The sequence below is a fragment of the Corynebacterium sp. HMSC072D12 genome (assembly GCF_001813925.1).
Lineage (GTDB): Bacteria > Actinomycetota > Actinomycetes > Mycobacteriales > Mycobacteriaceae > Corynebacterium > Corynebacterium aurimucosum.
Map to the genome: position 1 here is coordinate 21,572 of NZ_KV814396.1, position 25,988 is coordinate 47,559.

Below are 25,988 nucleotides of genomic sequence, written 5' to 3' on the forward strand. Positions count from 1 at the left end.
AGTAGTGCATGAACAATGAAGAACTCTTTAACTTTTTAGACCAGCATCTTATCGACCTTCGGAAGCTGCCCAATGATGATCCCCGATGGAAGAAGGTGCACGCCGGCAAAGTGGCCACACTGGCGTGGTGCTTCGTGCTGCCGTTGGTGCACTGGCACGAGCTCAAGCCGTGGCACAAGGAGACCGCGAAGGCATACGCGCTCGGGTTGACCTTGCCCAAGGCAACATTAGTAGGAAAATCCGCCGCGCTCATTCACGGGGTTCCCCTGGTTGTGCCACCCGCCGAGTGGGAGGCAACGTTGCCTTCGAACTCGGTACCCCCACGAGCTAAAGCCAATGTCCGGTATCGGCGCATGAACTTGCGCGGTAAAGAGGCGGTGGTGCACGGGATTCGCGTGTCCTCGCTGGAACGCACGGCCATTGATATTGCGCGGTTCTATGGATTTGAGGAGGGGCTCGTTGCCGTCGATGATGTGCGGGCGCGCAATGTTGGCCAGTTCTGGATCAATGAGACGCTCGGCGCTATGGGGAGAGTTAAGGGCGTTGCCGCCGCGCGGCGGGCGGTTGCTGAAAGTATTAACTGCGCGGAGTCACCGTGGGAATCCTATGCCCGTGCCTTGATCCTTGCGGCTAATTACCCTGAGCTGCGCTGGGTCAAGGCGCAATATGTGATTGAGAATTACCGGGCGGACCTGGTTATTAATGGGTGGTTGGTGATTGAGATTGACGGGAACGTCAAGTACCGGCACGAGGTTGAAGAGGTGATTCGCGCGGAGCATCGGCGTCAGCAGGACATCCTCAACAAGGGCTACATCGTCTTGAGGTTTAGCCCGGAACAATTAAGCGCGCGCCCCGACTACTTCCAGGAGACCGTGGGGAAGCACTTGGCGCGTGGTCCGCGGTTGTAAAAGTGCAGACCTGGAAGTGCATTCATGCAGGTGGGCGTCGTCCAGCGCCCGGGCAGTGCTTGACGACGACCAGCAGGTCTGCACTTCTAGGTCTGCACTTTTGGCTTTGGGCGTTGCTGGGTTACTGGGTGTCAGACGGACATGGCGGGTGTAGGCAAGACGGGGGCAGACCACCGGTCACGCGGCAGTCTCGTATCTGAGACAGGCGGCCTAAAAGTTCCCTGGCTCATGGTTTTGGGTCACAGTAACTTGTCCTGTGTGACGCTGACCAAGCCCCACTAGGGACAGCCCCGGGGAACCGGCCTTGGGGGTTTGGGAGGGCGTCGAAAAGCACGAGCGAAAGGAAGTCATGTCTGAACCCCGCGAAGTACGCGCTCCGCGCGGAACCGAAATCACCGCCAAGTCTTGGCAGACCGAAGCCCCGCTGCGCATGCTCATGAACAACCTTGATCCCGAGGTTGCCGAGCGTCCCGAGGACCTCGTGGTCTACGGCGGCACCGGGCGTGCTGCCCGCAGCTGGGAGGCTTTTGATGCCATCGTGGAGTCGCTGAAGGACCTCGAGTCCGATGAGACGCTGCTGGTGCAGTCCGGCAAGCCGGTCGGCATCTGGAAGACCAATGAGTGGGCACCGCGCGTGCTCATCGCCAACTCTAATCTGGTCGGCGACTGGGCCAACTGGGAGCACTTCCGCAAGCTCGAGGACGAAGGCCTGATGATGTACGGCCAGATGACGGCCGGTTCCTGGATCTATATTGCTACCCAGGGCATCCTGCAGGGCACTTTTGAGACCTTCGCGGCCGTGGCCAAGAAGCGTTTCAACGGCACGCTCGCCGGCACTTTGACGCTGACCGGTGGCTGCGGCGGCATGGGCGGCGCGCAGCCGCTGTCCGTTACTTTGAACGGCGGCGCCTGCCTCATCGTCGATGTTGACGAAACCCGCCTGAAGCGCCGCCAGCACAAGCGCTACCTCGATGAGGTCGTCACCGACCTGGATGAGGCCCTCAAGCTGGTGCTCGACGCCAAGGAGAACAAGAAGCCGCTGTCCGTGGGCCTAGTGGGCAATGCCGCCGAGGTTTTCCCGGAGGTGCTGCGCCGCCAGCGCGCGGGCGAGTTCACCGTGGATATCGTCACGGACCAGACCTCCGCGCACGACCCGCTGAGCTACCTGCCTACTGAAATCACGGTGGAGGATTGGCACAACGAGGCCAAGGCAGATCCGACCACCTTCACCAAGAAAGCCCGCGAGGCCATGGCCGCCCAGGTCCAGGCCATGGTGGAATTCCAGGACGAGGGCGCCGAGGTCTTCGACTACGGCAACTCCATCCGCGACGAGGCCCGCAAGGCCGGCTACCAGCGCGCCTTCGAGTTCCCGGGCTTCGTCCCGGCCTACATCCGCCCGCTCTTCTGCGAGGGGCTCGGCCCGTTCCGCTGGGCAGCGCTCTCCGGCGACCCGGAGGAGATCAAGGTCACCGACCAGGCGCTCAAGGAGCTCTTCCCGGACAACGAGCACCTGCACAACTGGCTTGATGCCGCCGAGGAGTACGTGGAGTTCGAGGGCCTGCCGGCGCGTATTTGCTGGCTGGGCTACAACGAGCGCCACAAGGCTGGTCTGCTCTTCAATGACCTGGTCAAGGAAGGCAAGATCAAGGCCCCGATCGTCATCGGCCGCGACCACCTCGACTCCGGTTCCGTGGCCTCCCCGTACCGCGAGACCGAGGCCATGCTCGACGGCACCGATGCCGTGGCTGACTGGCCGCTGCTCAACGCCATGACCGCTGTCTCCTCCGGTGCCACCTGGGTATCCATCCACCATGGCGGCGGCGTGGGCATGGGCCGTTCCATTCACGCAGGTCAGGTCACCGTGGCTGACGGTAGCGAGCTGGCCGCCGCCAAGCTGCGCGCGGTGCTGACCAACGACCCGGGCATGGGGGTTATCCGCCACGTGGATTCCGGTTACACTCGCGCCAAGGAAGTTGCCGACGAGCGCGGCGTGCGTATCCCGATGGAATTCAAGGCCCGCGACTAGATAAGAGAGGAAAAGAAGATCATGTCCACCCTGTTTACTGGAATCTCAGAGCTGCGCACGGTGTCGGAGGCAGGCACGCTTGCCGACGCCTCCCTCATCGCCAACACCGACGGCACCATCGCCTGGATCGGACCGGAGTCCGAGGCGCCGGCCGCGGATGAGAAAGTCGACCTGGGCGGGCGCGCGGTCCTGCCGGGATGGGTGGATTCTCATACGCACATGATCTTCGACGGCGACCGCTCCGCCGAGTTCGAAGCCCGCATGGCGGGCGAGTCCTACCAGGCCGGTGGCATCGCGGTGACCATGGACGCTACCCGCTCGGCGGGGGAGGAGCGCCTGGAAAAGCTGTTGGTGGAGCGCATTGCCGCCGCCCGCCGCGGGGGTACGACGACCTTGGAGACGAAGACCGGCTACGGTCTTAATACTGAATCCGAGGTGGAGGCCGCGAAGGTGGCGGCCCGCCACGTCGATGACGTGACCTTCCTCGGCGCACACCTCGTGCCGCCGGGAGCAGAGGTCGAAACCTACCTCGACGAGGTTGTCGGCCCGATGCTGGACGGTGTGGCCGAGCACGTGCAGTGGATCGATGTCTTCTGCGAGCGCGGCGCCTTCGACGAGGGGCAGTCGCGCCGCGTGCTCGAGGCGGGCAAGGCGCGGGGCCTGGGCGTGCGCGTGCACGGCAACCAGCTCGGCGAGGGCCCAGGCGTGACGCTTGCCGTGGAGTTGGGCGCTGCCTCGGTGGACCACGTCAACTACCTCAGCGATGCGGATGTCGAGGCGCTGGCTTCCTCCGATACGGTGGCCACGCTGCTGCCAGCCTGCGATCTGTCTACCCGTGAGCCGCTGGCGCCGGGCCGGAAGCTTATTGATGCCGGCGCGACCGTCGCCATCGCCTCGAACCTCAACCCGGGTACCTCGTATACCTCCTCGATGAACTTCTGCGTGACCACGGCTGTGCTCCAGCAGCACCTCACGCTTGATGAGGCCATCGCCGCCGGCACGCTGGGCGGTGCCACCGCGCTGCGCCGCCAGGATGTTGGCGAGGGTAAGGACGCGAAGGGCCGCCCGGCTAAGGGTTCGCTGGTGGTGGGCGCTGCTGCGGACCTGCACGTGCTTGATGCCCCGAGCGCTATTCACCTGGCTTATCGCCCGGGCATGCCGATGACCTGGAAGACCTTCGTGGGTGGCCGTGAAGTCTAGAACGTAAAGTCTTGCACTCTAGAGTGTAAAACTTTGTAGTCTGCGGTATTCTGCAGGCATGATGTGGACGGTTGATGAGCTCGAGGATTACCTCGAGCACTGTCGCCTTTTGTAGTCGGATACTACGACCGTGGAAGTGAAGTCGGGACGCGGGGGAATGCCGCAGTCCCTCGGGGGCTACTCTGTGTGCCTTCGCCAACATGCCGCGCGGTGGCACCGTCATTATTGGAGTGGCGGAACCCGACTTTGCGGTGCACGGCGTGGACGATCCCGGCGCCATCGAAAGCGCGCTGGCGGATCAGGCACGCACTCTAGTGGAACCCGCGCCCTTCATTGAGACTCAGACCCTGTACGTCGAAGGGCGAGCTGTCGTGCTTGGACACGTCGAAGGCGTGCTGCCGCACCAGCGGCCGGCACTCTATCGGGGTCGGCCTTACCTGCGAATGGCGGATGGTGACTACGTCATGAGCGCCAATGACCTTCGCATGGTCGAAGTGGATAAGCTGCACGCTCGCGAGGCCATTGCCTATGACTCAGCACCGGTTCCCGGGTCAAACCTAGAAGTCTGTGATGCTTCGGTGCTTAAGGAGGCGGTGGCGGAGCTGCGCAGCGCCACCCCTCGTTTGCGGGGTGCGAGCGATGCCGAGCTGCTGGAGCTATTCCGCGTGGTTGATTCACAAGGGCAGCTGAGTGTGGCAGGTTTATACGCTCTGGGGCGCTTTCCGCAGGGATTCTTTCCCGACCTGCATATTTCTGCGGCCGTGCAATACCCAGCGGGGGAAGAAGGACCGCGTACCCGGAATCTGGAGGAATTCTACGGCCCTGTGCCGGATCTGGTGGATGGAGCCGTGGCGTGGGTGCACAGGAATATCGACACTGACTTGGTCTATGGCACAGATGGCCACCTGCGCGAGGTTCCAGAACTACCGCTGGAGGCTGTTCGTGAAGTCATTGCTAATGCCGTGGTCCACCGCGACCTTGGCCCAGAAAGCTTAGGCGCCGGCAAATTTGTCACTGTCCGGCTGACCCGCCAAGCACTGATTGTGACCAGCCCCGGTGGATTGCGGGGCATCTCCGTGGAAGAGCTTAGGGGAAAGATGCTGTCACCCGTCGCTGTGAACCCGCGCCTATACACATTGAGCACGAAGCTGCGGCTTGAGGGCGGCGAGCGTGTCATTGAGGGCCAGGGCGGAGGAATGCGGGTGGTTTTTGAATCGCTTCGGAAAGCTGGACTGCGTCCGCCCACCCTCATCGACACTGGTGTGCGCTTCACCGTGATCCTCTGGAGGGCGGGGCGAGGCGATGACGAACATGACGCGGCACCGCACGGCGCTAACGCTTCCTCTCTGTCTGCTCCGGAGCCTGCGAGCATAGGCAGTGAGGACAGTGTGGTGGAAGACGGGCTCGTCGCCAAGCTCGGCGGAAACCCCGCACTTGTGCTTGCTGCGTTGCGCCGGAAGGGCGAGCTCTCGCTCGTGGACATCGTAAACAGTACGCAGCTCACCCGCGGCCAGGTGCGTTACGCGCTGGGCAAGCTTATCGAGTCCGGGCACGTCATCATGCGCGGCAAACACGGTGACCGAGCCACGCGTTACGCTGCGAAGGAGTAGCCCCTAGTGGAAAAGCTCGGGTAAATCTTCGGCGAAATAGCTAATTGGATGTTGGTACCGTACTCTGGTGTGAGCAATGAGCATTACCGATAACGCCACCGGCGGCGTCAACGAGCCGGAAGAATTCAATAAGTCGGAATCTCAGGAAAACTCGCAAGGTGGCGAAGCATTGGACGCTTCGCAGGTGTCGAATCAGGACACCGGGGCTGCGAATAACCCTGAGGACACCGGCGCTGAAGAAGAATCAGCCAACGACAACTCCCAGGGTTTTGCACACCTCGGCCTTCCCGATGACGTTCAGGAAGCCGTGTCCAAGGTGGGCTTTACCAAGCCATCCCCAATTCAGGAAGAAACCATCCCGATCCTCATGGAAGGCCGCGACGTCGTCGGCCTCGCCCAGACGGGTACGGGTAAGACCGCAGCCTTCGCGCTGCCGGTTCTCTCCCAGATCGATACCGAGGCCCGCTACCCGCAGGCTTTGGTCCTGGCACCCACTCGTGAACTGGCCCTCCAGGTAGCGGACTCCTTCCAGTCCTTCGCTGACCACTTGGGTCGCATCGAGGTTCTGCCTATCTACGGTGGCCAGGCTTATGGCATTCAGCTCTCCGGGCTGCGCCGTGGCGCCCAGATCATCGTCGGCACCCCAGGCCGCGTTATTGACCACCTGGAGAAGGGCTCCCTGGACATCTCACAGCTGCGCTTCCTCGTCCTCGACGAGGCGGACGAGATGCTCAACATGGGCTTCCAGGAAGACGTCGAGCGCATTCTTGAGGACACCCCGGAAGAAAAGCAGGTCGCACTGTTTTCGGCCACCATGCCGAATTCGATTCGCCGCCTGTCCAAGCAGTACCTCAACAATCCCGCTGAGGTCACTGTGAAGTCGGAGCGCCGTACGAATGACAACATCACGCAGCGCTTCCTGCTGACCCCGCACCGCCACAAGATGGATGCCTTCACCCGCATCCTCGAGGTCATTGACTATGACGCCATCATCGTCTTCTGCCGCACCAAGCACGCGACTGAGGACGTGGCCGATAGTCTCAAGGAGGCCGGCTACAACGCTGCTGCCATCAATGGTGATATTGCCCAGCAGCAGCGTGAACGCACCGTCGATCAGCTCAAGGATGGCCGCCTGGACATCCTGGTGGCTACCGACGTGGCTGCTCGCGGTCTTGACGTGGACCGCATTACCCACGTGGTCAACTACGACATCCCGAATGACACCGAGTCCTACGTGCACCGCATCGGCCGTACCGGCCGTGCTGGCCGCACTGGTGAGGCCATCCTGTTTGTCACCCCGCGTGAGCGCCGCATGCTGCGCTCCATCGAGCGCGTGACCAATGCCCGCTTGGAGGAGATGGACCTTCCGACCGCGGATGAGGTCAACGCTAAGCGCAAGGAGAAGTTCTTCGCTTCCATCGGCGCTTCGCAGGAGGACAAGCAGTTCGAGTTCTTCCGTGACATGGTGCGCGAGTACTCCGCGGCTGAGAACGTGGCGATGGATGATATCGCTGCTGCTCTGGCCGTGCAGTTACAGGGCGGGACGGACTTCCTGCTCAAGGAGCGTCCGGTATCCAAGAAGGACCGTCGCGAGCGCGACCGCTTCGAACGCGACGGGCGTGGCCGTGGCCGTGAGCGCGCTGGCCGCGACCGTGACCGCGGCCCGCGCCGACCGGACGGGGACTTTGAGACGTACCGGTTGGACGTCGGCAAGCGCCAGAACGTGCGCCCCGGAGCCATCGTGGGCGCGCTGGCCAATGAAGGTGGCCTGTCCTCCAAGGACTTCGGCCGCATCACCATCGCGGTGGGCCACACCTTGGTGGACCTGCCGAAGAACCTGGACCCGGCAGTGCTGGAGCGTCTGAAGGACACCCGTATTTCCGGACAGCTCATCAAGATTCAGAAGGACACCGGCCGCCCACCGCGCCGGAACTTCGACAATGATCGCGGCCGCGGCGGCTACGGTGGACGTGGCCGTGGTGGCCGTAGTGAGCGCGGCGGATACCGCGACCGTGACCGCGGTGGACGCGGTCGTGATCGTGGTGGGCGCCGCGGCGGCTGGCGCGACTAGTCCTGCCAGGCATCGCAGCGGCCTTAATGCTGCACGAGAAAACCTCCCAAACTCTCATTGAGGGCTTGGGAGGTTTTGCTATTGAGGGCTAAACCGGAAAGTTTAGACGTACATCAGGATGGCGCAGACAACCCACAGCAGGTTGAAGATGCCGGAGAACATAGCCAGCTGCTTCTTCAGCTTGGCCACATCGGCGCTGCCCGGGCTAGCAATCGCAGCCATGGCCTTGTTCTGCTTCGGGATAACCACGACGAGCAGAATGACCCAAGCGATGACGGAGAGCAGAAGGGCAATGTGGAACTGGACCTGGGATTTGTAGGCATCCAGGTCGGTAAGGAAAACGGCCAGGCCAATAACCGGAACAATGGCGGATATGTAGCCATAGGTCGAGGTGATCTTGTTGAGGATGCCGGCGGCACCAGCAGCCGAAGCATCACCAGCGCCAGCCTTTGCCAGCTGTGCTGGGAAGGCGGAGGTGGAGATACATACGGTACCGACCAACAAGATAGCGGCGAAGGCGTGGAGGAAAATGAGCAAGCTAGTCATGGGGAGTGCGCTTTACCTTTCTGTACGGGGCTTTTCCCAGCGAAAGTCTAACGGTGCTGTGAGATGAAATCGAATCGGCACTGGTGGCGCATGACCGCATAGTCGCGGGAGGGAAGCGGGAGTTGATACTTGCGGGCCACAGCGGCAAGCCGCTGCGAATAGTCGCAACGATCAGCCGGTGGGAGCCAGTCCGCCGGCAAGGAATCGGACTTGGCTTGGTTCAAATTGCGGGCGGTAGCGACGAGGTTGAGCGGATCATTGGCGAAGGCCATTTTCTTATCACGCGGCCACGTTGATGCGCCAAGGTCCCAGGCCGCTGAGAGCGGAAAGACGTGGTCGACTTCCACGCGCGCCGGCGCCGGAGCGCGGGAATAGGGGTCATAGAGTGTGCCGTTGGTGGTCTGCGCGGCTTTGACATTATCGCGGGTTCCGGGAGCCCAGCCGCCGAAGTCATCGCGGTCATAGCCAGGGGCCTCCACGCGCGCAGGCACGGTAGTCACACCCAGGTCGGGGCCGGGGAGGAGGTGGTAGCCGCCGTAGGCCACGGTGGCTATAGAGAGGAAACCGATATAGGCCGCGCGCAGGTTCATGCACTTTTAGACTGCTGGGGTGTATGAGCGGTTCCCGAATAAGCAGGAAGCACGTGACTGTAGAAACGGGTTAGGTGGGGCAGCCATACGGCTTTTCCCAAAAGGCATTAGTCAGAAGGTTTCTTTGGGGGCAAAGGCACCTTTTAGAGGCTCGCACACGGCGTTTTCGAGGCAAAGGCACCTTTTGAGAAATGCCTTTTGAATAGAGGCTTTTGAGTAGCGACCTTGTAGAGCCATCCGAGTCAATCACAAGCGAAACCCCGCCACAGCAGTAACTGGACTGCTGAAGCGGGGTTTGCGCAGAAGGATCGGGGAGAGAGGAGGGTTACTTCTGAACCTTCTCTGCGGCCTCCTCGAAGTCCAAGTCATCGTTCTTCTCAACGAGCTTGGCCAAGCGGGTAGCCTCCTCGAACTCCTGGGTGACCTTCGCATCCGGGGCCTTGGTGGCCAGGGAAACGCCGACAGCCACGAGTAGAGCGGAGATGAAGCCCGGAACCAGCTCGTAGAGGGTATCGCCCAGCGGGCTCATGCCCCAGCCGATGGCCACGATCGCACCGGTGAGCATTCCGGCGATAGCGCCGGTGGAGTTGAGGCGCTTCCAGTACAGCGCCAGCAGGACGATTGGGCCGAAGGCGGAGCCGAAGCCAGCCCAGGCGAAGCCAACTAGGCCCAGGATCGAATCCGACGGGTTGATGGCCAGCACGGCAGCGATGATGGCGATGGCCACGACGGCGGTACGGGAGAGGTTGATCAGAACCTCCTGGCGCGGCTTCTTCTTAGCGAAGATGAGGTAGAGGTCCTCGATGAGGGAGGTGGAGACAACCAGCATCTGGGAGGACATCGTGGACATGATGGCTGCGAGAACGGCGGTCAGAACCAGACCAGCAAACAGCGGGTGGAACATGACCTGAGCCATGTCCAGGAAGATGGTCTCGTAGTTTTCCTGGTCAGTAATGGAGTGGCCGGTCTGGGTGAAGAACACGGTACCCGACAGCGCCACGAAGATAGCGCCAATCAGGGAGATACCCATCCAGCTGACACCGTAGAAGCGACCCGCGCGGGCATCGGAAGGCTTACGCAGCGCCATGAAACGCACGATGATGTGCGGCTGGCCAAAGTAACCCAAGCCCCAAGCCAAGTTACCGATGATGACGGCGGCGGATACGCCAGAGAACAGGGAGAAGTAATCGGGGTTCTCAATAACGCCATTGGTGGCGTAGGGGTTCTCAGCAGCGAAGCTGAAGATCTCGCCCGGGTTGTCCAAGGAGAAGAGCACCATGATCGGCACGATGATGAGGGAGGCGAACATGAGCAGGCCCTGGACGGTATCGGTGTAGGACACCGCAAGGAAGCCACCGACGAAAGTGTAGAAGACCGTCACGGCAGCCACGACGAGCATGCCGACCATGTAGTCACCGCCGAAGCTTGACTCGAAGTAACGGCCGCCAGCCACCATGCCGGAAGAGACGTAGAAGGTGAAGAAGAAGATAATGATCGCCGCCGCGATGATGCGCAGCACGCGCGACTTATCGTGCAGGCGGTTCTCAAAGAAGGAGGGGACGGTAATAGAGTTGCCGGCAATTTCGGAGTAGGAGCGCAGGCGCGGCGCGACCCACTTCCAGTTGGCCCAAGCGCCGATGAGGAGGCCGATGGCCATCCACAGCTCGGACATACCGGTCAGGAACAAAGCGCCCGGCAGGCCCATGAGCAGCCAACCCGACATATCGGAAGCGCCGGCGGACAGGGCGGCTACGAACGGGTGAAGGCCGCGGCCGGCGAGAACGTAGTCGTCATACTCATCCGTCTGCTTGTAGCTCCAGAAGCCGATAGCGGCCATGGCAAGCAGGTAGATGATCATCGCAACGACATACCAAGTGGAGTCTTGCACTGATCTCTCCTTGAGATTGAGATTAAAAAATAGGACCTCACCACGCTAACGAGGCACAAGCTCCTACCCAACTGAAAATTGGCTGGTTGACCAGTATTTGGTTACCTTGGTCACAGCTTAATGTACGGTCTTACTGGTGTTACGTCGTTATGTAACGAGACTGTAACGATTGCTTATTTGGGCTGGATTTGGGAACTTTCTGCAACCCTGACCCCCAGAAGGCGTGCTGCTAAACTGGCCCCTATGGCTTCTTACCTGCTGCATGGCCTCTGGCTGCCCGTCTCCGGCCTGAGTCTATGGATCGAACAGGTCGAAGGGCACAAGATCATCATGCCCTCAGCAGTCCCAGAGGGAACTTTCCCGGATGTGGTCGATAGCATCCTGAGCAAGAAGACCTTCCGCAACCGCGCGCGAGTCTCCCTGCGCACTCCGAAGGGCAAGGATGTCTCCCTCATGGTGCCCATGGCCATGTTTGCCCCGGATGAAGCGGTGGAAACACTGGCCAAGCTGGAATACCTCGACACCGAAAGCCAAGCGGTCTCCGTGGAGCAGCGTGCGACCATCGCGCCGGATCTCCTGTGGCTCATCCGTGCCTACCGCGGGCTTTACCGTTTTGTCCGCGCCGGCCGCGTGACCATCCGCCTGTCCTACCAAGCCGGCGAGTGGTATCCGATGTGGCAGCTGGCCTCCGGTTTGGGCGAGCGCAGCTGGTTGGCGGAAATGCTGGCGTCTGCACCCGGCATCCTGTCCATTAATAACCGGGCCCTGTCTGATGATTTGGCCGATGAGCTCACGCACTGGATTGCCTATACCCAGCTGCGCCCGCAGATCGACGCCCCACGCGCTGCCCCCTGGCACGACTTCGCCCAAGCGCTGCTGAAAACCGCGCCCGTGAAGAAGGGGCGGGCCCAGCTGTTGCGCGGGCTCAACGAGTGGAAGGATTCCATTACCTCCGTCGATCTGCAGCTGGTGTTCCTCGTGGAGGAGCCACCAAATGATAATGTCGCCGTCGAGGACGCAGCATGGCCCATCCGCCTGCTAGTTCGCTCCGGTACCGATTCGCCAATGCCGGTGCGCCAAGACCAGTTGGATCGGGGGAGCGTCGAGAAGCTGCGCGAAGCCCGTCGTCACGCCTTCGATGTGGCCCCGCGGCTAAAGTACAATTCCGCGCCGGCGAGCCGGAATGCGGGGGACTGGGATGTGTACCTGACCACGGAACAGCTCGTGGATTTTGTCACCCACGACGCCGCCGCCCTGCGCAAAGCCGGCTTTACCGTGCTGCTGCCCAAGTCGTGGTCCCACATGGAGACCAAAGCCAAGCTGGAAACCACAGAGGTGCGCGATCCTGCTGATGCCGCCACCAAGGCGCACATCGGCATGGAGAAGCTGTTCAGCTATGACTGGAAGCTTTCGGTGGGGGATACGCAGCTTACCGACGCCGAAATGCACGAGCTCATCTCCTCCAAGTCCGGCCTGATTCGTCTGCGCGGCGAGTGGGTCATGGCGGATACACAGGCCCTCAACAAGATCTCGCAGTACATGCGCGAACTGGCCGATACCGCCCGTAAGCGCGCCCTAAAGGAACTGGAGCAGCTCGCCGCGACCGCGGAGATGGCCCGCCAGCTGGAACAGCCTGGCTGGGAAGAGCTCGTTGCGGAGGTGGAGCGCCGCCGCAAGGAATTCAACGAGGGCGAGCAAGAGGAAGCGGTCACGCTTGCGGACCTACGCGAGATGGCGTTGAAATCCATGGCGGAGGACCCAGTAGCGTTCACCGGATCTGAGTGGCACACCTCTTTGCTCGGTGGGATGGATAGTACCGCGCCCGACCGCGTGGAGATCCCCGATACGGTCCATGCCGAGCTGCGCGAGTACCAGCGCCGGGGCGTCGACTGGCTGTATTGGATGTCCCGCAACAATATCGGCGCGGTGCTGGCAGATGACATGGGTTTGGGCAAGACGCTGCAGCTGTTGTCCCTGCTGGCGGTAGAAAAGGCCGCCCATGAGACAGAGGGGGAAGCAGGGGTGTGGAAGCCCACCCTGGTGGTTGCCCCGACCTCCGTGGTGGGCAACTGGGCTAGGGAAGCCAAGCGCTTCGTGCCGGACTTTAAGGTCATGGTGCAACATGGCACCGGGCGCCTGAAGAGCGAGGAGCTGGTCACGGCGGCGCAGAACGCCGATATCGTCATCACCTCCTATGGCACGGTCAGCCGTGACTTCCTGACCTTGAGCAAGGTGGAGTGGGACCGCGTGGTCCTCGATGAAGCCCAAGCGATCAAGAACGCCTCCACGCGCTCCTCCAAGGCCGTGCGCGCCATCCCCTCGCGGCACCGCGTGGCGCTGACCGGTACGCCGATTGAGAACCGGCTGTCGGAAATGCGCTCCATCCTAGACTATTGCAACCCCGGGATCCTGGGCTCAGCTTCCTTCTTCCGCAACCACTTTGCCAAGGCCATCGAGCGCGAAGGAAGCGATGTCATGGCGGAGCGCCTGCGCCTGCTCACCGGCCCGTTCATCCTGCGCCGCCTCAAGACGGACCCGAATATCATCGATGACCTGCCGGAGAAGTCTGAGCAGATCATCACCGTGCGCATGACTGATGAGCAGGCTGCCCTTTATAAGGCTCTGGTCAATGACGTGGAGCAGGCTCTGGGAAAGAAGAAGGAGGGCATCTCGCGCCGCGGCCTCATCTTGGCTTCGCTGACCCGTATTAAGCAGATTTGTAACCACCCGGCGCACTTCCTGGCCGATGGCAGCGCCGTCACCATCAAAGGCAAGCATCGCTCCGGCAAGGTGGAAGAACTCATGCGGATCATCGACCAGGCCATCGAATCCTCGGAGCGCGTACTGATCTTTACCCAGTACAAGGCCTTCGGTGACGTTCTCCAGCCCTACCTGTCTGAGCAGCTGGGCTGCGAGATTCCCTTCCTCCACGGCGGGGTGAGCAAGAACCGGCGCGACCAGATGGTGGAGGAATTCCAGGCCGATGATGGTGCGCCCGTCATGCTGCTCTCGCTCAAGGCGGGTGGTACCGGCTTGAACCTCACGGCGGCGTCGATTGTCGTGCACATGGATCGCTGGTGGAATCCGGCGGTGGAGAACCAGGCCACGGACCGCGCCTTCCGCATTGGCCAGCAGCGCAACGTGCAGGTGTACAAGATGATCACCGCCGGTACCTTGGAGGAATCCATCCAGGACATCCTCGACGGCAAGACGCAGCTGGCCGGTGCCGTTGTGGGCGAAGGCGAGGGCTGGCTCACGGAGCTGAGCCCCGAGCAGCTGGCGGATCTCATGAGCTATAGGGAACAGGAGAAGTAAATGGCACCGAAGAGTCCTGAGGACAACAACGTCATCTACGCCAACTTCGGCACCCGCAAGCGCGTGAGCACGCCGGAGGAGGTCAACCGCGTCGACCGCGTGCGCACCATGCAGCCGGCGGCCACGCGCCTGCTCAACTTTGTCAACCAGCAAACGGATTCCGGTCGCATTCGCCGCGGGCGCCAGTACGCCACCGAGGGCCATGTCGTGGGCCTCGATGTGCGCAATGGCGCGGTGCACGGAAAGGTTGCGGGCTCCCAGAACGAGCCTTTCGCGGTGCTCATCCAGGTGCCCTACCGCAATAACGAGGACATCGGGCGGCTGTCGGAGATGTTCGCACGTACCCCCAACTCCGTGGCGAAGGCCAAGGAAGGCATGCTTGCCGACGCCTCCCTCGACATTCTCATCGCCGAATACCCCGACGATCTCCGTTTCTCCTGCACCTGCCCCGACCCGGAATATGTGTGCAAGCACGTCGTGGCGGTGGCGGACCGCCTCGCGGCCCGGATGGATGCCGATCCTTCCGTGATTTTTGCCCTGCGTGGCCTCGACTTCGCGCGGCTGGAACAAGCGGTCATGGAACAGGCCAAGGCGGCTTCGGAGGACTCTTTTTCCGCTTCTGCGGCCTCTGAAATCTCTGCCGAGGAACGCAATGCCTTGTTCTGGGAGGGGCGAGAATTGCCGCCCTTGCCGGAGCCCAAAACTGCTCCAGCCGTGGATGATTCCGACCCGGAACTGCTGCGCAAGGCCATGCGTTCTGTCAGCCATACGAACATAGATTTGCTTCGGGCGGTCTCCGATGTCGAGGACCTTTACTATCATCTGACGCACTAGACATTGCCACCCCAGGGCAGCGGCTTGAGCACCAGCCCTGGATAACGTTGTAGGGAGTTTGCATGGCCGCGGTCACGTTCATCCACACCTCCGATTTCCAGCTGGGCATGACCCGCTGGTTTTTAAGTCCCGCGGCGCAATCGCGTTTTGATGATGACCGCGAAGCAGCGGTCCTGCGGCTGGGGGAGTTGGCCACCGAGACGGGTGCCGAGTTCATCGTTGTGGCCGGTGACGTCTTCGAGCACAACTCCTTGAGCAAAACCACGCTGTTGCGCGCGAAGGATATGTTCAAGCGCCTGCCGGTTCCTGTTTACCTGCTGCCCGGCAACCATGATCCGCTCGTGGCGGATTCCATCTTCTTCAACTCCTTTGCGGATAACGTGCACGTGATCGCTGATTCGGAGCCCATCAAGGTGCGCCCGGGCGTGGAGATCGTTGGTGCCCCTTACCTGTCTAAGCGGGCTAATTATGACCTCGTGCGCCGTGCGCTGGAGCCTTTAGAGCCTGCCGAGGAGGGCGCGGTTCGCATCGCGGTGGGCCACGGCCAGGTGGAATCCCGCGCGGGCGAGGGCGAGGACTCGGATGCCGATACGATCGACCTCGCCTTCGTGGAAGAGTGCCTGGATAAGGGTGTTATCGATTACCTGGCGCTGGGGGATACACACTCCACCGAATCTCTCGGTTCTACCGGCAAGGTATGGTTCTCCGGCAGCCCGGAGACCACGGCCTTCGACGATAGGGAGCGCGATTCGGGCAACGCCTTGGTGGTGACCGTTGAGGGAGAGCGGGTGGACGTGGCCAAGCACCACGTTGGCCGCTGGGACTTCCGGGCGATTGATGCGGACGTTAACTCACTGGAGGAGGTCGAAGCGTTTCTGGCGGAGCTCGATGCCGTTCCAGAGAAGATTCGTACTGCGGTGAAGTACAGCCTGCGTGGCACCGTGGGCTTGAGCGCGCAGGCCCGTCTGGAGCAGGGCCTGGCGGAGATGGAGGAGGTCTTTGCCTCCCTCAAGCCGCGCAAGAGGACCATGGACCTGCATCTGGCGCCCTCAGAAGAAGAACTCGGCGAGCTGAGTTTGAGCGGGTACGCCGCCGATGCGCTAGCGGAGCTTCTCGAGGACCTAGATAATCCCACTGCCCGCGACGCCGCCAACCTGCTGTTCCGCCTCAGCGCGAAGGGAGCCTAAACCATGATGCAGCTGCATTCTGTTGAACTGAACAACGTCCGAGGCGTGGAGCACCTCGAGATCAAGGACCTCCCGGAGACCGGGGTGGTGGTCATCGGTGGGCCGAACGAAGCTGGAAAGTCCACGCTGGTGGAGGCCATCGATTTCGTGCTCACGGAAAAGCACACGGCAAATTCCAAGCCGGTGAGGGCGCTCCAGCCTGCCGGCCGCGATGTGGGACCTGAGGTCACGCTGGAGGCAACCGTGGGGCCTTACCGCTTCCGTATTCGCAAGCGGTGGGTGAAGAAGCGCACCTCGGAGCTGCATGTTTTCTCCCCGCGCCCGGGCCAGTGGACCGGTGCCGAGGCGGATGGGGAGTTGGAGCGCATCCTTAGTGAGAACGTGGACCGCGCGCTTCTCGACGCCCTCTTCGTCCGCCAGGACGACCCCCACCAAGGCATCGCCGCGGTGGGCATTCCTTCCCTAACCGCCGCACTCGAAGAAGAAACCGGGGCGAGTGCCGCGGCAGAAGATTCTGAACTGCTCACGCGCATCGAAGCGGAATATAAGGAGTACTTCACCGCGAAGACAGACAAGCCGGCAGGAGACTATAAGGCTGCCATTGCTGCGCTGGCGGATGCTGAGGAGAAGCACGCTGCCGCCGAGGCCGCGCTGCGCGAACTCGACGGCGTGGTGGAGCGCTATGAAGCCGCCGAGCTGAAGAAAGCCGAGGCTGAAGCCGCTCTGCCGGCAGCCGCGGAAGAATGCGAGCGCCGTGACGGTGAGCTGCTTGCCGCTCGGGCCGCCCAGGAGAAAGTCACCGCGCAGGAGGCGGCGGTGGCTCGGGCGGCGGAGGCTGTGACGCGCGCGGAGAAGGAAGCGGAGCGCCGTAAAGCTGTGGTTGCTGAGCATGCCGCAGCTGCCGAGGCTGCTGAGCGTGCCGCCGCAGCGGTTATTCAAGCCCGCGAGCGGGCCGAGGAAGAAGCCGCCGCCCGAGCGAAGCTGGAAGAAGTGCACGCCGAGGTCCACCAGCGCTATGAGGCCGTGCGCGAGGAGCGCCAGCGCGCCCGCCGCGCGCAGCAACGCGCTGAACGCGAGGCCCTGGGTACCCGCCTCGAAGCACTGAACAAACTGGAAGAGACTTTGGCGTCCCGCCGCCGTGAACTGGCCGCGACTCCCGACGTTCCGAACCTTCAGGCCTTGGAGGACGCTGCACGCGAGGTCACCGTCCAGGAGCGCCTGCGCGCGGCTGCGGCGGCCAAGCTTTACTTTTCTGGCGAGGGCTCCTTTAGCGTCGATGGCGAAGAACGTGCGCTGGAGAGCGGTCAAGAACTGGCAGTCGAACTGCGCGAGGGCACTACGCTGAAGATCGGCGACATTACCGCCCGCTATGCAGCCGGTGCGGGCGATAGCGGTGAGGAAGGCGTGGAGAAAGCCCGAGCGGAGCTCACACGCCTGCTGGAAGACGCCGGGTGCGAGGACGTGGAGGCCGCCCGTGCCACCCACGAAAAACACGTAGAGCTAGCATCCGCTGCCGATACCGCGGCCCGCGAACTCACTGCGGCACTGGGTGGGGAGGACCTGGGTGAGTTGCGTGCTCGCTTCGAGGCGGGCGCGGCCGATGTTGCGGACACCGAGGGGCCCGGCGGCTCTACCGATTCCACCGCACAGCCGCGGGAGCTCGACGTCGTGGAGCAGGAAGAAGAGGAGCTGCGCAGGAAGCTGGATGAGCTCGACCGCGCCCTGGCACCCTACCGCGAGAACAAGGCGGGCGCCGCACTGGAGGTGGCGATGGTCCGTGCGGAGGAGGCCACGATGCAGCGTGATGCTCAGGCCGCAGCCGTAGAGGCCGCCCGCGCCAAGCTCAGTGATGCCGAGGTGACCGCCGCGATTGAGACAGCACGGACTGAGCTGGCGAAGGAGAAGGCGGCTTTGGAGGAGATGTCCACCGTGGATGTCGACACCGCAGAGCAGCTAGCTAGGGGAGCACACACGCACGTTGATTCGCTGAACGCAGCGGTCAATGCGGCGGTTGGCGATATGCGCGAGTTTAACGGGCTTATCACTATGCACTCTGGTGCAGCTGAGGATGCAGAGAAAGCTGCCGCGGAGCTCGAAGTGGCTCGTGAGCGCCATGCCGCTGTCGAGCGCCGTGCGAATGCCGCGCGCTACCTGCGCACGCTCATGCTGCGCCACCGCGACGCCGCCCGCCAGCGCTATGCTGCGCCCTTTGTCACGGCTCTTAATGGTTTGGCTCGCACCGTCTTTGGCGGTGGCGTGGACTTCGAGCTCTCCGAAGAGCTCAAGGTCCAAGCTCGCAGCCGTAACGGTGAGACCGTGTCCTTCGACGCGCTCTCCGGCGGTGCTAAAGAACAGCTGAGCATCCTGACACGCTTTGCCATCGCTCAGCTAGTGTCCGGCGAACCGGTTCCCGTCGTCATCGACGACGCGTTAGGGTCTACCGACTCGCAGCGCCTTCAGCTTATGGCGGCGTTGTTCAGCAAGGCCGGGAAAAACACTCAGGTCATCGTGCTGACCTGTATGCCGCAGCGCTACTCGTGGGTACCGGGGCGCATGGACCTAGATATGGAGAGACTTACAAGCGCTTAAGTCATGGAGTGTAGGGTGTGAGCCATGACTGCGGACACTCGATGGCTCACGGAAAGCGAACAGGACCTCTGGCGGCACATTCTCGCCAGCATTCGCAAGATTAATCGCGGCATGGAGGAAACCCTCTTAGCCTGCAGCGATATCTCCGCGGCGGAGTTTGCGGTCCTCGTCTCGCTTTCGGAGGCACCCGATCACATGCTGCGTTTGCGCGAGTTGTGCTCAGAATTGGAGTGGGACCGCTCCCGCGCCTCCCACCAGATCACACGCATGGAAAAGCGCGGTTTGGTGCGCAAGGAAAAGTGCGCAGGCGATGCACGCGGCGTTGAGGTCGTCATGACTAAGGCCGGCCGGGAACGCCTGGAGGCGGCAGTTCCTGAGCACGTCGAGTCGGTGCGTCGCATGGTGTTTGATCACCTCGATCCTGCCGATGTTCCGGCGCTTCTGCGCTTTTGCAAGGGCGTCCTGTCGGAGAATAATCTTCCGGGCTATGACGGCTTCGTTCCGGACGAACGCCTGGGCCTCCACGCAGACTAGCCGTGCCTGGCGCGGGTAGAGTAGGGCCCGTCCGTTAATTCACCAGGAGGTGACCTTCCCACACCATGATGGGACAAGAACTGTTTGAGCATCCGCAGCGCCAATACGTTACGTACGGCATCACTCCCTTGAAGGAACTCAGCGTGCAGGTGGGTTCGGTTGAGGATCTGGAAGAGCTCACCGAGGAACAAGCCACCGCGCTTGAGGCAGCCCTTGAGCAGCATCCGGAGGGCGCACTAACCTTCGATGATGCCTCGCAGCTGTGGATTATTGGCGCGGAAGAAGATATTGAGAGCATGCTCCAGGACCGTGAAGACTTCGTCGAAGCGCTCAATAACAATGAGGATCCTGGGGTCTAGGCCACAGTCGGCGTCAAACTAAAGGCGGATGCGTTCTGAAAGATCTGCGTTTAACTACGGGCGGCTCTGCATAAACTGCTAAGATACTCTGTGTTAAAGGGCGAGCATCCCCCGTGCAGTGAAGAGAAGGCATTCCATGAGAATGCAGTCTGGCTAGGGGAGCTAAGTGAAAGGATTAAACATGATCGTCGAGCGCGATATGGCTCAGGAGCAGCGCGAAGCAGCTGCACGTGACAAGGCTGACGGCTGGGTATCCGTCTTCGTTCAGTGGATTCCCTCCATGCTTCTCTCCGTGGTGCTGCTTGGTGCTTTGATGTTCGGCATGTACTACGTCGAGCACGGCACCCTGGACATCACCCAGCCAATCGTCAATCAGTACATCACCCAGTAAACTGGTTCGCTCTCTTTTCACCGCCCGGCGGGGGAGAGCAGCTTGACGTAAAGCCCCAGCAGCAATGTCTGCTGGGGCTTCGTTCTTCCAACCTGCCGCACCCCTCAACCTTGTTCCCCTGAGCCGAAAGCCACCGTGGTTTGGGGAGGGTTTCATGCATGCGCAGAACCATGCCCAGGCGGCGCAACTGCCCTAGCTGCCAAAACCATCGCGCTCGCCGCAAGATCTGGCCAGAACTTTGGCAACTAGGGCAGTGTTGAGCCTGAGAGTTAGTGTTCGAGTGAGCAATTCTTCGCCCTTCGCGCTCACCGTCGGTCTCAATCAGTCGCCGTCCGCGACTTCGGTGAGCGCGAAGGGTGTATTCATCCGATAGTGTGAACGCCATGGACTCTCACATCTACGTTCGCTATCTCAACGGCCCGCTCCAGTGGCTGGGAATCATCGTTGGCCTTGCCGTCGTGGCAGCTGTGGTTCCCACGATGATTGACTCTACGTGGGCAGCAGTCCTTTTCGGTGCCTTGGTGATCGTTGCAACCGTGGCTTGCATCATGATGCGGGTGAAGATCGTCGTGAGTGACGACGACGTAGCTGTTTCCATCCTGGGTATATTCACGAAGAGGATTCCACTCAGTGATATCACCGGGGCAAGCATCGGTCCCGAGACTGGGCTCAAGGAAGGTGCGGGCCCGCGTGTTGTCGACGGAGCACCGGCCTACATCGTTTCTGGGCCGACCGTGCGTATCGAGCAGGGCAGAAGCTCTCTTATCGCCTCGGCTAAGAATCCGGAGGAAGTGGTCGCGGATATCGAGGTGCGCTTGCGCTAGTTCTATATCCCCAGACCTAGAACCCGCAACCTCCAAGTGAGTGGCTCGGTGCCGCGAAGCGCTGGGCGACGCCCACCTGCAGGTTGCGGGTTTCAGGTCTGGGGGAATGCCGAGAGCGAAAGGCTTTCCCGCACTCGTGGCATCGTTGAAAATGAGGGCCGGGTTGCGGCCCGATGGGAGAGGGTTGTGGGCATGAAAAAGTGCCCCTGACACAAAGTGCCCCTGACAGGGATCGAACCTGCGACCTTCGGTACCGGAAACCGATGCTCTAATCCGCTGAGCTACAAGGGCATTGCTGGCGAAATGCCAACGATGCGATTCTAGCCTATAAAGACTGAAGCGCAGTAATTGGCCTCACGCCGATGGGGGTGTGGTGGGAGGAAGGCGCGGCTAGGTAAGCCGCGCCTTCATTGTTCCCGCAGCCTTTCTGGCTAGGCGGGCTGTTCCTGAGCCTGGGGCTGGTCAAAGAAGCCCGGCGCATCCGCGGTGTGGACCTCACCGGTGCGCAGGTAGTCAACCACAATCTGGTCGACGGCCTTGTTGCCCATGGCGAAGTGGCCGTGGCCCGGTCCGTGGACGGTCACCACGCGGGACTGCATCGGATCCGAAAGACCGCGGTAGAAGGCGTACGGGGTCTGCGGGTCACCGGTAGCCTGCAGCTGCAGCGGCTTGGTCTGCAGCTTCTCACCGGAGACGGCAATCGGGGTGCTGACCGGCGCGCGACCGCCGCAACCCGCGCCAGAGGCGTACATCGAATTAAACAGAGTGAACGGGTCAATCGTCACGTAGTTCGACCACAGGAACGCCGGAATGAGAGTCGGATCCGTCGGCGCGGTATTCTCATTGCACATAATGATGTTTTGCATGCTCATTGCATTGACGAGCTGCTGCTGGGCTTTTTCTGGATCCTGTTGAGGCTGTTGTGCCGCCTGCTCCTCAAAGTTCATAGGCTCAACACCGCCGATGTGCTTGGCCAGTGCGTCCCACGTCTCGGGGCGGGGAAGGAGCTCACGGGTCGCGCTCAGCGTCGGCGAGGCAGCTTGAACAGCCTGCGGGTTGCGTACCTTGCCCGCAAGGTGCTCTGCCTGTACACGCAGCTCTCCCGTGGCGGTCATGACATTGGCGCCGGGCTGGCCAGCAAACTCCAGTCCTGGCGGGAGGTCACCAATCTGGGCGTTCGGAGGAAGCACAGTCGGGCGCACGCCTGCTTCCTTGGCCACGATCTGGGACCAGCGCTCATAAGCCTTCAGCGGCGTGGTACCGGCGTGGTAGGTGGCGTCGTTCTTGGCCACGTACGCAAAGAAGTCATGGAGGGCATTCTCATAGCCTGCCTGCTGGGAGGCGAAGATCTGGTTCCATGCCATCTTCGGATTCATGCCGGAGTCCAGCACGACCTTGTCGGTGTGCTGCGGGTAAAGCGTGGCGTAGGTGGAGCCTAGGAAAGTGCCGTAGGAAAGACCGGCGATGTTGATTCTCTCCTCACCGAGCGCCTGGCGAACAACCTCCCAGTCCTTAGCGGTGTTCTCCGTGGTTAGGGAGTCGGTGTAGCCCGGGGTGTTCTTCTCACAGTCATCGCGGGTAATCGCGCCGATCTGTGTCAGCTGCGCTAGCGGGTTTCCGCGTACTTCGCTGGACGAGCAGTTCACTTCTCCGGATTCGCGCAAACCTCGGGGCTGGACGCCAATGATGTCGTAGCCCTGTTTGATTTCTTCAGGCCACGCCGCAAAGTTAGCCCAGCTGTATGCGTCACCGCCCGGACCGCCAGGGTTGGTGAATAGGGCGCCCTGGCGGTTGCCCGTGGCCTTGAGACGGATGAGGCCGACATCGATGGTGCCTTTCTCCGGGGCATCGTGATAGGTCGGAACGGTTACGTGGCCACACTCGGCGCGCTCCTCGGTGACCCCCTCCGGGCATGGGCCCCAATTGATGGTGGGTTGGTCTGCGTGAGCGACAGCGGGCGCGGCAACCAGACCAGCAGCGATAGCCACGGGCCCCAGCACCGAGCCTAAAACACGAGAAAGACGCATAGAATAAGGCTCCTCAAATCGTTAATTGGTACGGGCCTTATCCTATGCGCCGGGGGTGATGTGAGCCGAGTATTCGGAAGGGGCGGGTGCCCCCGAACGTCACATTACTTAACAATCACCACAATGAGATCGCGCGGGCCGTGGACACCTTCCACGCGGGAGAGCTCAATATCCGAGGTTGCAGAAGGGCCAGAGATCCACGTTGCCGGGCGCTCCGGGTTCATACGGGAAACCATCTCCGGGACACCGTAGACGATCTGGTCCTTGCGCACGATACACACGTGACGGTCCGGCACCAGGGTCAGCGCGCGACGGCCACAGGTCTCATTGGACTCAAGCACAATGGTGCCGGTCTGCGCGGAGGTGACGTGGGATTCGGTCACCACGGCATCGACAGCGTCGAGCTCGCGCGGGTCCTTGGCGTTGTCGTCTGGGGTGGTGGTGCCTTCGAAGCCGTCGAGAAGCCCAGCGTCCATGCCGGGTGCGTAGACGACGTTCGAGCAACCGCGCTCTTTAAGGATGTCCACGAGGGTGGAGTTCAACCCAGACTCATCGGTGACGTGCACATCAGCCTTGTAGTCTTCGAGGCGGTCCACCAGCATCTCACGCAGCTCATCCTCGTTGAGCGTGCCTTCCTTCTGGTACTCGCGCGGAATGTCTACGTGGTCCGGCAGGCCAGCCTGCTTCTGGGCGGCGGAAATGCGGTTGAGGATTTCCTCTTTGGCGGTGGTCACTTGATGCCCTCCTTCTTGGCTTGGGCGAGGAGTTCTTGAGCTTCGTCAGTGTCGAACCATTGGCGGAAGGACTTCTTCGGCGGAACGGCGGTATCGCGTACGTCGGACCACCCAGACATGAACAGCGGCAGCTTGTCGATGACTCCGTTGAAACCGCCGAGGACACGGCCGAGCGCCACCAAGTGGGTGATCTGGTTCCAGATCTTCGGGTTTTTCCACACCAGCTCAACTACCTGGAAGAGTTTCTCTTCGACCGGCGGGGTGGCGTGGGTGACCTTCTGGTAGCGGTTTTCCAGAATGACCTGGGAGAGCGGGATGCGCACCGGGCATACCTCGTCGCAACGGCCGCACAGGGAGCAGGCATAGGGCAAGCTTGCCGACGGATCGTTGTGGTCCTTCATGCCAGTCAGCTGCGGCGTCAGGGAGATACCAATCGGGCCCGGGTAAACGGAGCCATAAGCGTGGCCGCCGGCGCGCTCGTAGACCGGGCAGACGTTCAGGCAGGCAGAACAGCGGATGCACTTGAGTGCCTCGTGGCCCTTGGGGGAGGACAGAGCAGCGGTGCGGCCGTTATCCAGCAGCACGATGTGGAAGTTCTGCGGGCCGTCACCTTCGGTCACACCAGACCACATGGAGGTGTACGGGTTCATGCGCTCTGCAGTGGAGGAGCGCGGCAGAAGCTGGAGGAAGACCTCGAGGTCCTGGAAAGTCGGGACCAGCTTCTCAATACCCATCACGGTAATGAGGGTCTCCGGCAGGGTCAGGCACATGCGGCCATTGCCCTCAGACTCCACGATGTTGATGGTGCCGGTTTCTGCCACACCGAAGTTAGCGCCGGAGATGGCGACCTTGGCCTTCATGAACTGCTCGCGCAGGAACTGACGGGATGCTTCAGCCAATTCCGCCGGCTCAGCCTTGAGGGAGTCATCGGTATTCGGCATCTTGTTGACAAAGATGTCACGGATTTCCGCGCGGTTGCGGTGGATGGCTGGGACCAGAATGTGGGAAGGCTTGTCCTCTCCCAGCTGGACGATGAGCTCCGCCAGGTCGGTCTCTTGGGCGTGGATGCCGGCTTCTTCCAGGTGTTCGTTGAGCGCGATTTCCTGGGTGGCCATGGACTTGATCTTGACCACGTCGGTCTCACCGGTTTCGCGGATAAGGCCCTCGATAATCTCGTTGGCTTCCTTGGCATCGCGTGCCCAGTGGACGATGCCTCCGCGCTTGGTCACCTGCTCTTCGAACTGGACCAGCAATTCACCCATGCGTACGGCGACGTCATCCTTGAGCGCGGAGCCGGCGTCGCGAAGCTGCTCCCAGTCCGGGGTCTCATCCACGGCGTGCTGGCGCTTATCACGAATGGTGGTGGTGGCGTGGTGCAGGTTGCGGCGCTGGGTGGCGTTGTTGAGACCCACGTGAGCCAGCGGCACGAAGGCCTTCGAGCCGCGCAGGTTGCCGTAGCCTTCGGGGGCGCGCGGAGGAGTGGTGTCGAGGAAGGAAGTCATTAGAGCATCTTCTCCTTGGAGTAGGCCGCAGAGGTAGGAGTCCACGGGTGTTCCTTGGTGGAGGCGAGGATTTCCGCCAAGTGGATAGCGCGAACGCCGGAGCGCTGGCGAGCCAGAGCACCACCGATATTCATCAGGCAGGAGGAGTCACCGCCGGTGACGTATTCGGCCTCGGTTTCGCGGATGTGGCGGGTCTTATCACCGACCATCGCTGCGGAGACCTCCGCGTTCTTGAGGGCGAAGGTTCCGCCGAAACCGCAGCATTCTTCTGCATTAGGCAGCGGGGCGAGGTCGATTCCCTCGACCTCCTTCAGCAGCTGGTAGGGGCGGTCACCCAACTTGAGGAAGCGCAGGCCGTGGCAGGAGGGGTGGTAGGTCACGCGGTGAGGGAAGAAAGCGCCGACGTTGGTGACCCCGGCGACGTCGACCAGAAACTCCGGCAGATCCAGGGTCTTGCCGGCTGCCTTCTTGGCGCCGTCCACATCGGCGGAAGTGCCGAAACGATCAGCGATCATCTCGTGCTGCTCACGCACGGCGCCCACGCAGGAGCCGGAGGCGGAGACCACGTAGTCGATGGAGGGATCCGCAAAGGCGTCCGCATAAGTGCGGATCATCCCCAGGGTCTGCTCCTGGTAGCCGGTGTTGATGTGCATCTGGCCACAGCAGGTCTGCTCCTCTGGGAAGACGACGTCATAGCCCAAGCGGGAGAGGATGAGGGCCGTGGCCTTATGAGCATCGGGGAAGAGTGAATCACCGATGCAGGTGGAAAACAATGCTATTCGCATTCGCGTGTGCTCCTTAGTCTGCCTCTCTGTAGCTTGTCCTGTGCTTGGCACAGCGATGGTGTACTCGG

Annotated in this window: 20 protein-coding genes and 1 tRNA gene; 13 read left to right on the forward strand and 8 right to left on the reverse strand. The window is 61.8% G+C overall.

All coding sequences use genetic code 11. From position 1 onward, the window contains the following. Positions 1 to 8: 8 nt before the first annotated feature. The 5 genes from HMPREF2943_RS04875 to HMPREF2943_RS04895 all read left to right on the forward strand — a co-directional run bounded on the left by HMPREF2943_RS04875 (position 9) and on the right by HMPREF2943_RS04895 (position 7,815). Positions 9 to 908, forward strand: a complete 900-nt coding sequence (locus HMPREF2943_RS04875; RefSeq protein WP_070443688.1) for an endonuclease domain-containing protein — start codon at positions 9 to 11, stop codon at positions 906 to 908. Positions 909 to 1,257: 349 nt separating this feature from the next. After that, complete coding sequence (locus HMPREF2943_RS04880; protein ID WP_070710957.1) at positions 1,258 to 2,934, forward strand: urocanate hydratase; 1,677 nt, start codon at positions 1,258 to 1,260, stop codon at positions 2,932 to 2,934. A 21-nt stretch (positions 2,935 to 2,955) separates the two neighbouring features. After that, complete coding sequence (gene hutI, locus HMPREF2943_RS04885; RefSeq protein WP_070710958.1) at positions 2,956 to 4,134, forward strand: imidazolonepropionase; 1,179 nt, start codon at positions 2,956 to 2,958, stop codon at positions 4,132 to 4,134. A 182-nt stretch (positions 4,135 to 4,316) separates the two neighbouring features. Beyond that, a complete protein-coding gene (locus HMPREF2943_RS04890) occupies positions 4,317 to 5,744 on the forward strand; it encodes an ATP-binding protein (RefSeq protein ID WP_256380932.1) in 1,428 nt (475 codons plus the stop codon). Between the two features lie 76 nt (positions 5,745 to 5,820). Then, entirely contained in the window at positions 5,821 to 7,815 is a 1,995-nt protein-coding gene (locus HMPREF2943_RS04895; RefSeq protein ID WP_070710960.1) for a DEAD/DEAH box helicase, read from the forward strand. A 102-nt stretch (positions 7,816 to 7,917) separates the two neighbouring features. On the opposite strand, the gene HMPREF2943_RS04900 is transcribed toward HMPREF2943_RS04895, so the two are convergent. The 3 genes from HMPREF2943_RS04900 to putP form a co-directional block, all read right to left on the reverse strand. Next, a complete protein-coding gene (locus HMPREF2943_RS04900) occupies positions 7,918 to 8,361 on the reverse strand; it encodes a DUF2269 domain-containing protein (protein ID WP_070443704.1) in 444 nt (147 codons plus the stop codon). A gap of 47 nt (positions 8,362 to 8,408) precedes the next feature. Next, complete coding sequence (locus HMPREF2943_RS04905; protein WP_070443707.1) at positions 8,409 to 8,951, reverse strand: HNH endonuclease family protein; 543 nt, start codon at positions 8,949 to 8,951, stop codon at positions 8,409 to 8,411. A gap of 325 nt (positions 8,952 to 9,276) precedes the next feature. Further along, positions 9,277 to 10,839, reverse strand: a complete 1,563-nt coding sequence (gene putP / locus HMPREF2943_RS04910; protein ID WP_070443710.1) for a sodium/proline symporter PutP — start codon at positions 10,837 to 10,839, stop codon at positions 9,277 to 9,279. Positions 10,840 to 11,082: 243 nt separating this feature from the next. Between putP and HMPREF2943_RS04915 the strand changes: the two genes are divergently transcribed. The 8 genes from HMPREF2943_RS04915 (at position 11,083) to HMPREF2943_RS04950 (ending at position 20,872) form a co-directional block, all read left to right on the forward strand. Beyond that, positions 11,083 to 14,154, forward strand: a complete 3,072-nt coding sequence (locus tag HMPREF2943_RS04915; RefSeq protein WP_070710961.1) for a DEAD/DEAH box helicase — start codon at positions 11,083 to 11,085, stop codon at positions 14,152 to 14,154. Further along, on the forward strand, positions 14,155 to 14,988 hold the full coding sequence (locus HMPREF2943_RS04920; protein WP_070644745.1) for an SWIM zinc finger family protein: 834 nt from the start codon (positions 14,155 to 14,157) through the stop codon (positions 14,986 to 14,988). 62 nt (positions 14,989 to 15,050) lie between these two features. After that, the gene (locus tag HMPREF2943_RS04925) at positions 15,051 to 16,175 is read left to right on the forward strand and encodes a metallophosphoesterase (RefSeq protein WP_070710962.1); all 1,125 of its coding nucleotides are present in this window, start codon (positions 15,051 to 15,053) and stop codon (positions 16,173 to 16,175) included. Positions 16,176 to 16,178: 3 nt separating this feature from the next. Beyond that, positions 16,179 to 18,764, forward strand: a complete 2,586-nt coding sequence (locus tag HMPREF2943_RS04930) for an AAA family ATPase (RefSeq protein ID WP_070710963.1) — start codon at positions 16,179 to 16,181, stop codon at positions 18,762 to 18,764. Positions 18,765 to 18,788: 24 nt separating this feature from the next. Next, positions 18,789 to 19,298 (forward strand): MarR family winged helix-turn-helix transcriptional regulator, encoded by a 510-nt coding sequence (locus HMPREF2943_RS04935; protein ID WP_070644742.1) that lies wholly within the window; start codon positions 18,789 to 18,791, stop codon positions 19,296 to 19,298. Positions 19,299 to 19,363: 65 nt separating this feature from the next. Then, the gene (locus HMPREF2943_RS04940; protein ID WP_070644741.1) at positions 19,364 to 19,657 is read left to right on the forward strand and encodes a molecular chaperone GrpE; all 294 of its coding nucleotides are present in this window, start codon (positions 19,364 to 19,366) and stop codon (positions 19,655 to 19,657) included. A gap of 181 nt (positions 19,658 to 19,838) precedes the next feature. Beyond that, the gene (locus HMPREF2943_RS04945; protein ID WP_070710964.1) at positions 19,839 to 20,048 is read left to right on the forward strand and encodes a hypothetical protein; all 210 of its coding nucleotides are present in this window, start codon (positions 19,839 to 19,841) and stop codon (positions 20,046 to 20,048) included. A gap of 383 nt (positions 20,049 to 20,431) precedes the next feature. Continuing rightward, positions 20,432 to 20,872, forward strand: coding sequence for a hypothetical protein (locus HMPREF2943_RS04950; protein ID WP_070710965.1), 441 nt, complete (start codon positions 20,432 to 20,434; stop codon positions 20,870 to 20,872). Positions 20,873 to 21,089: 217 nt separating this feature from the next. Here the strand turns inward: HMPREF2943_RS04950 and HMPREF2943_RS04955 are convergent. From HMPREF2943_RS04955 to HMPREF2943_RS04975, 5 genes are all read right to left on the reverse strand, one after another. Next, positions 21,090 to 21,163, reverse strand: a tRNA-Arg gene (locus HMPREF2943_RS04955). 140 nt (positions 21,164 to 21,303) lie between these two features. Beyond that, a complete protein-coding gene (locus HMPREF2943_RS04960) occupies positions 21,304 to 22,899 on the reverse strand; it encodes an alpha/beta fold hydrolase (protein ID WP_070710966.1) in 1,596 nt (531 codons plus the stop codon). A 104-nt stretch (positions 22,900 to 23,003) separates the two neighbouring features. Beyond that, the gene (locus HMPREF2943_RS04965; protein WP_070443739.1) at positions 23,004 to 23,633 is read right to left on the reverse strand and encodes a LutC/YkgG family protein; all 630 of its coding nucleotides are present in this window, start codon (positions 23,631 to 23,633) and stop codon (positions 23,004 to 23,006) included. Beyond that, positions 23,630 to 25,135 (reverse strand): LutB/LldF family L-lactate oxidation iron-sulfur protein, encoded by a 1,506-nt coding sequence (locus HMPREF2943_RS04970; RefSeq protein ID WP_070710967.1) that lies wholly within the window; start codon positions 25,133 to 25,135, stop codon positions 23,630 to 23,632. The genes HMPREF2943_RS04965 and HMPREF2943_RS04970 overlap by 4 nt, the downstream gene beginning before the upstream one ends. Then, positions 25,135 to 25,920, reverse strand: coding sequence for a (Fe-S)-binding protein (locus HMPREF2943_RS04975; protein WP_010187137.1), 786 nt, complete (start codon positions 25,918 to 25,920; stop codon positions 25,135 to 25,137). The genes HMPREF2943_RS04970 and HMPREF2943_RS04975 overlap by 1 nt, the downstream gene beginning before the upstream one ends. Positions 25,921 to 25,988: the final 68 nt, after the last annotated feature.

What these genes read in the sequence shown, in the direction of transcription:
- HMPREF2943_RS04875 (WP_070443688.1), top strand. Translation starts at nt 9, where the DNA reads ATGAACAATGAAGAACTCTTTAACTTTTTAGACCAGCATCTTATCGAC.
- HMPREF2943_RS04960 (WP_070710966.1), bottom strand. Translation starts at nt 22,899, where the DNA reads ATGCGTCTTTCTCGTGTTTTAGGCTCGGTGCTGGGGCCCGTGGCTATC.
- HMPREF2943_RS04920 (WP_070644745.1), top strand. Translation starts at nt 14,155, where the DNA reads ATGGCACCGAAGAGTCCTGAGGACAACAACGTCATCTACGCCAACTTC.
- HMPREF2943_RS04895 (WP_070710960.1), top strand. Translation starts at nt 5,821, where the DNA reads ATGAGCATTACCGATAACGCCACCGGCGGCGTCAACGAGCCGGAAGAA.
- HMPREF2943_RS04935 (WP_070644742.1), top strand. Translation starts at nt 18,789, where the DNA reads ATGACTGCGGACACTCGATGGCTCACGGAAAGCGAACAGGACCTCTGG.
- HMPREF2943_RS04900 (WP_070443704.1), bottom strand. Translation starts at nt 8,361, where the DNA reads ATGACTAGCTTGCTCATTTTCCTCCACGCCTTCGCCGCTATCTTGTTG.
- HMPREF2943_RS04880 (WP_070710957.1), top strand. Translation starts at nt 1,258, where the DNA reads ATGTCTGAACCCCGCGAAGTACGCGCTCCGCGCGGAACCGAAATCACC.
- hutI (WP_070710958.1), top strand. Translation starts at nt 2,956, where the DNA reads ATGTCCACCCTGTTTACTGGAATCTCAGAGCTGCGCACGGTGTCGGAG.
- HMPREF2943_RS04915 (WP_070710961.1), top strand. Translation starts at nt 11,083, where the DNA reads ATGGCTTCTTACCTGCTGCATGGCCTCTGGCTGCCCGTCTCCGGCCTG.
- HMPREF2943_RS04925 (WP_070710962.1), top strand. Translation starts at nt 15,051, where the DNA reads ATGGCCGCGGTCACGTTCATCCACACCTCCGATTTCCAGCTGGGCATG.
- HMPREF2943_RS04930 (WP_070710963.1), top strand. Translation starts at nt 16,179, where the DNA reads ATGATGCAGCTGCATTCTGTTGAACTGAACAACGTCCGAGGCGTGGAG.
- HMPREF2943_RS04905 (WP_070443707.1), bottom strand. Translation starts at nt 8,951, where the DNA reads ATGAACCTGCGCGCGGCCTATATCGGTTTCCTCTCTATAGCCACCGTG.
- HMPREF2943_RS04940 (WP_070644741.1), top strand. Translation starts at nt 19,364, where the DNA reads ATGATGGGACAAGAACTGTTTGAGCATCCGCAGCGCCAATACGTTACG.
- HMPREF2943_RS04970 (WP_070710967.1), bottom strand. Translation starts at nt 25,135, where the DNA reads ATGACTTCCTTCCTCGACACCACTCCTCCGCGCGCCCCCGAAGGCTAC.
- HMPREF2943_RS04950 (WP_070710965.1), top strand. Translation starts at nt 20,432, where the DNA reads ATGGACTCTCACATCTACGTTCGCTATCTCAACGGCCCGCTCCAGTGG.
- HMPREF2943_RS04945 (WP_070710964.1), top strand. Translation starts at nt 19,839, where the DNA reads ATGATCGTCGAGCGCGATATGGCTCAGGAGCAGCGCGAAGCAGCTGCA.
- HMPREF2943_RS04975 (WP_010187137.1), bottom strand. Translation starts at nt 25,920, where the DNA reads ATGCGAATAGCATTGTTTTCCACCTGCATCGGTGATTCACTCTTCCCC.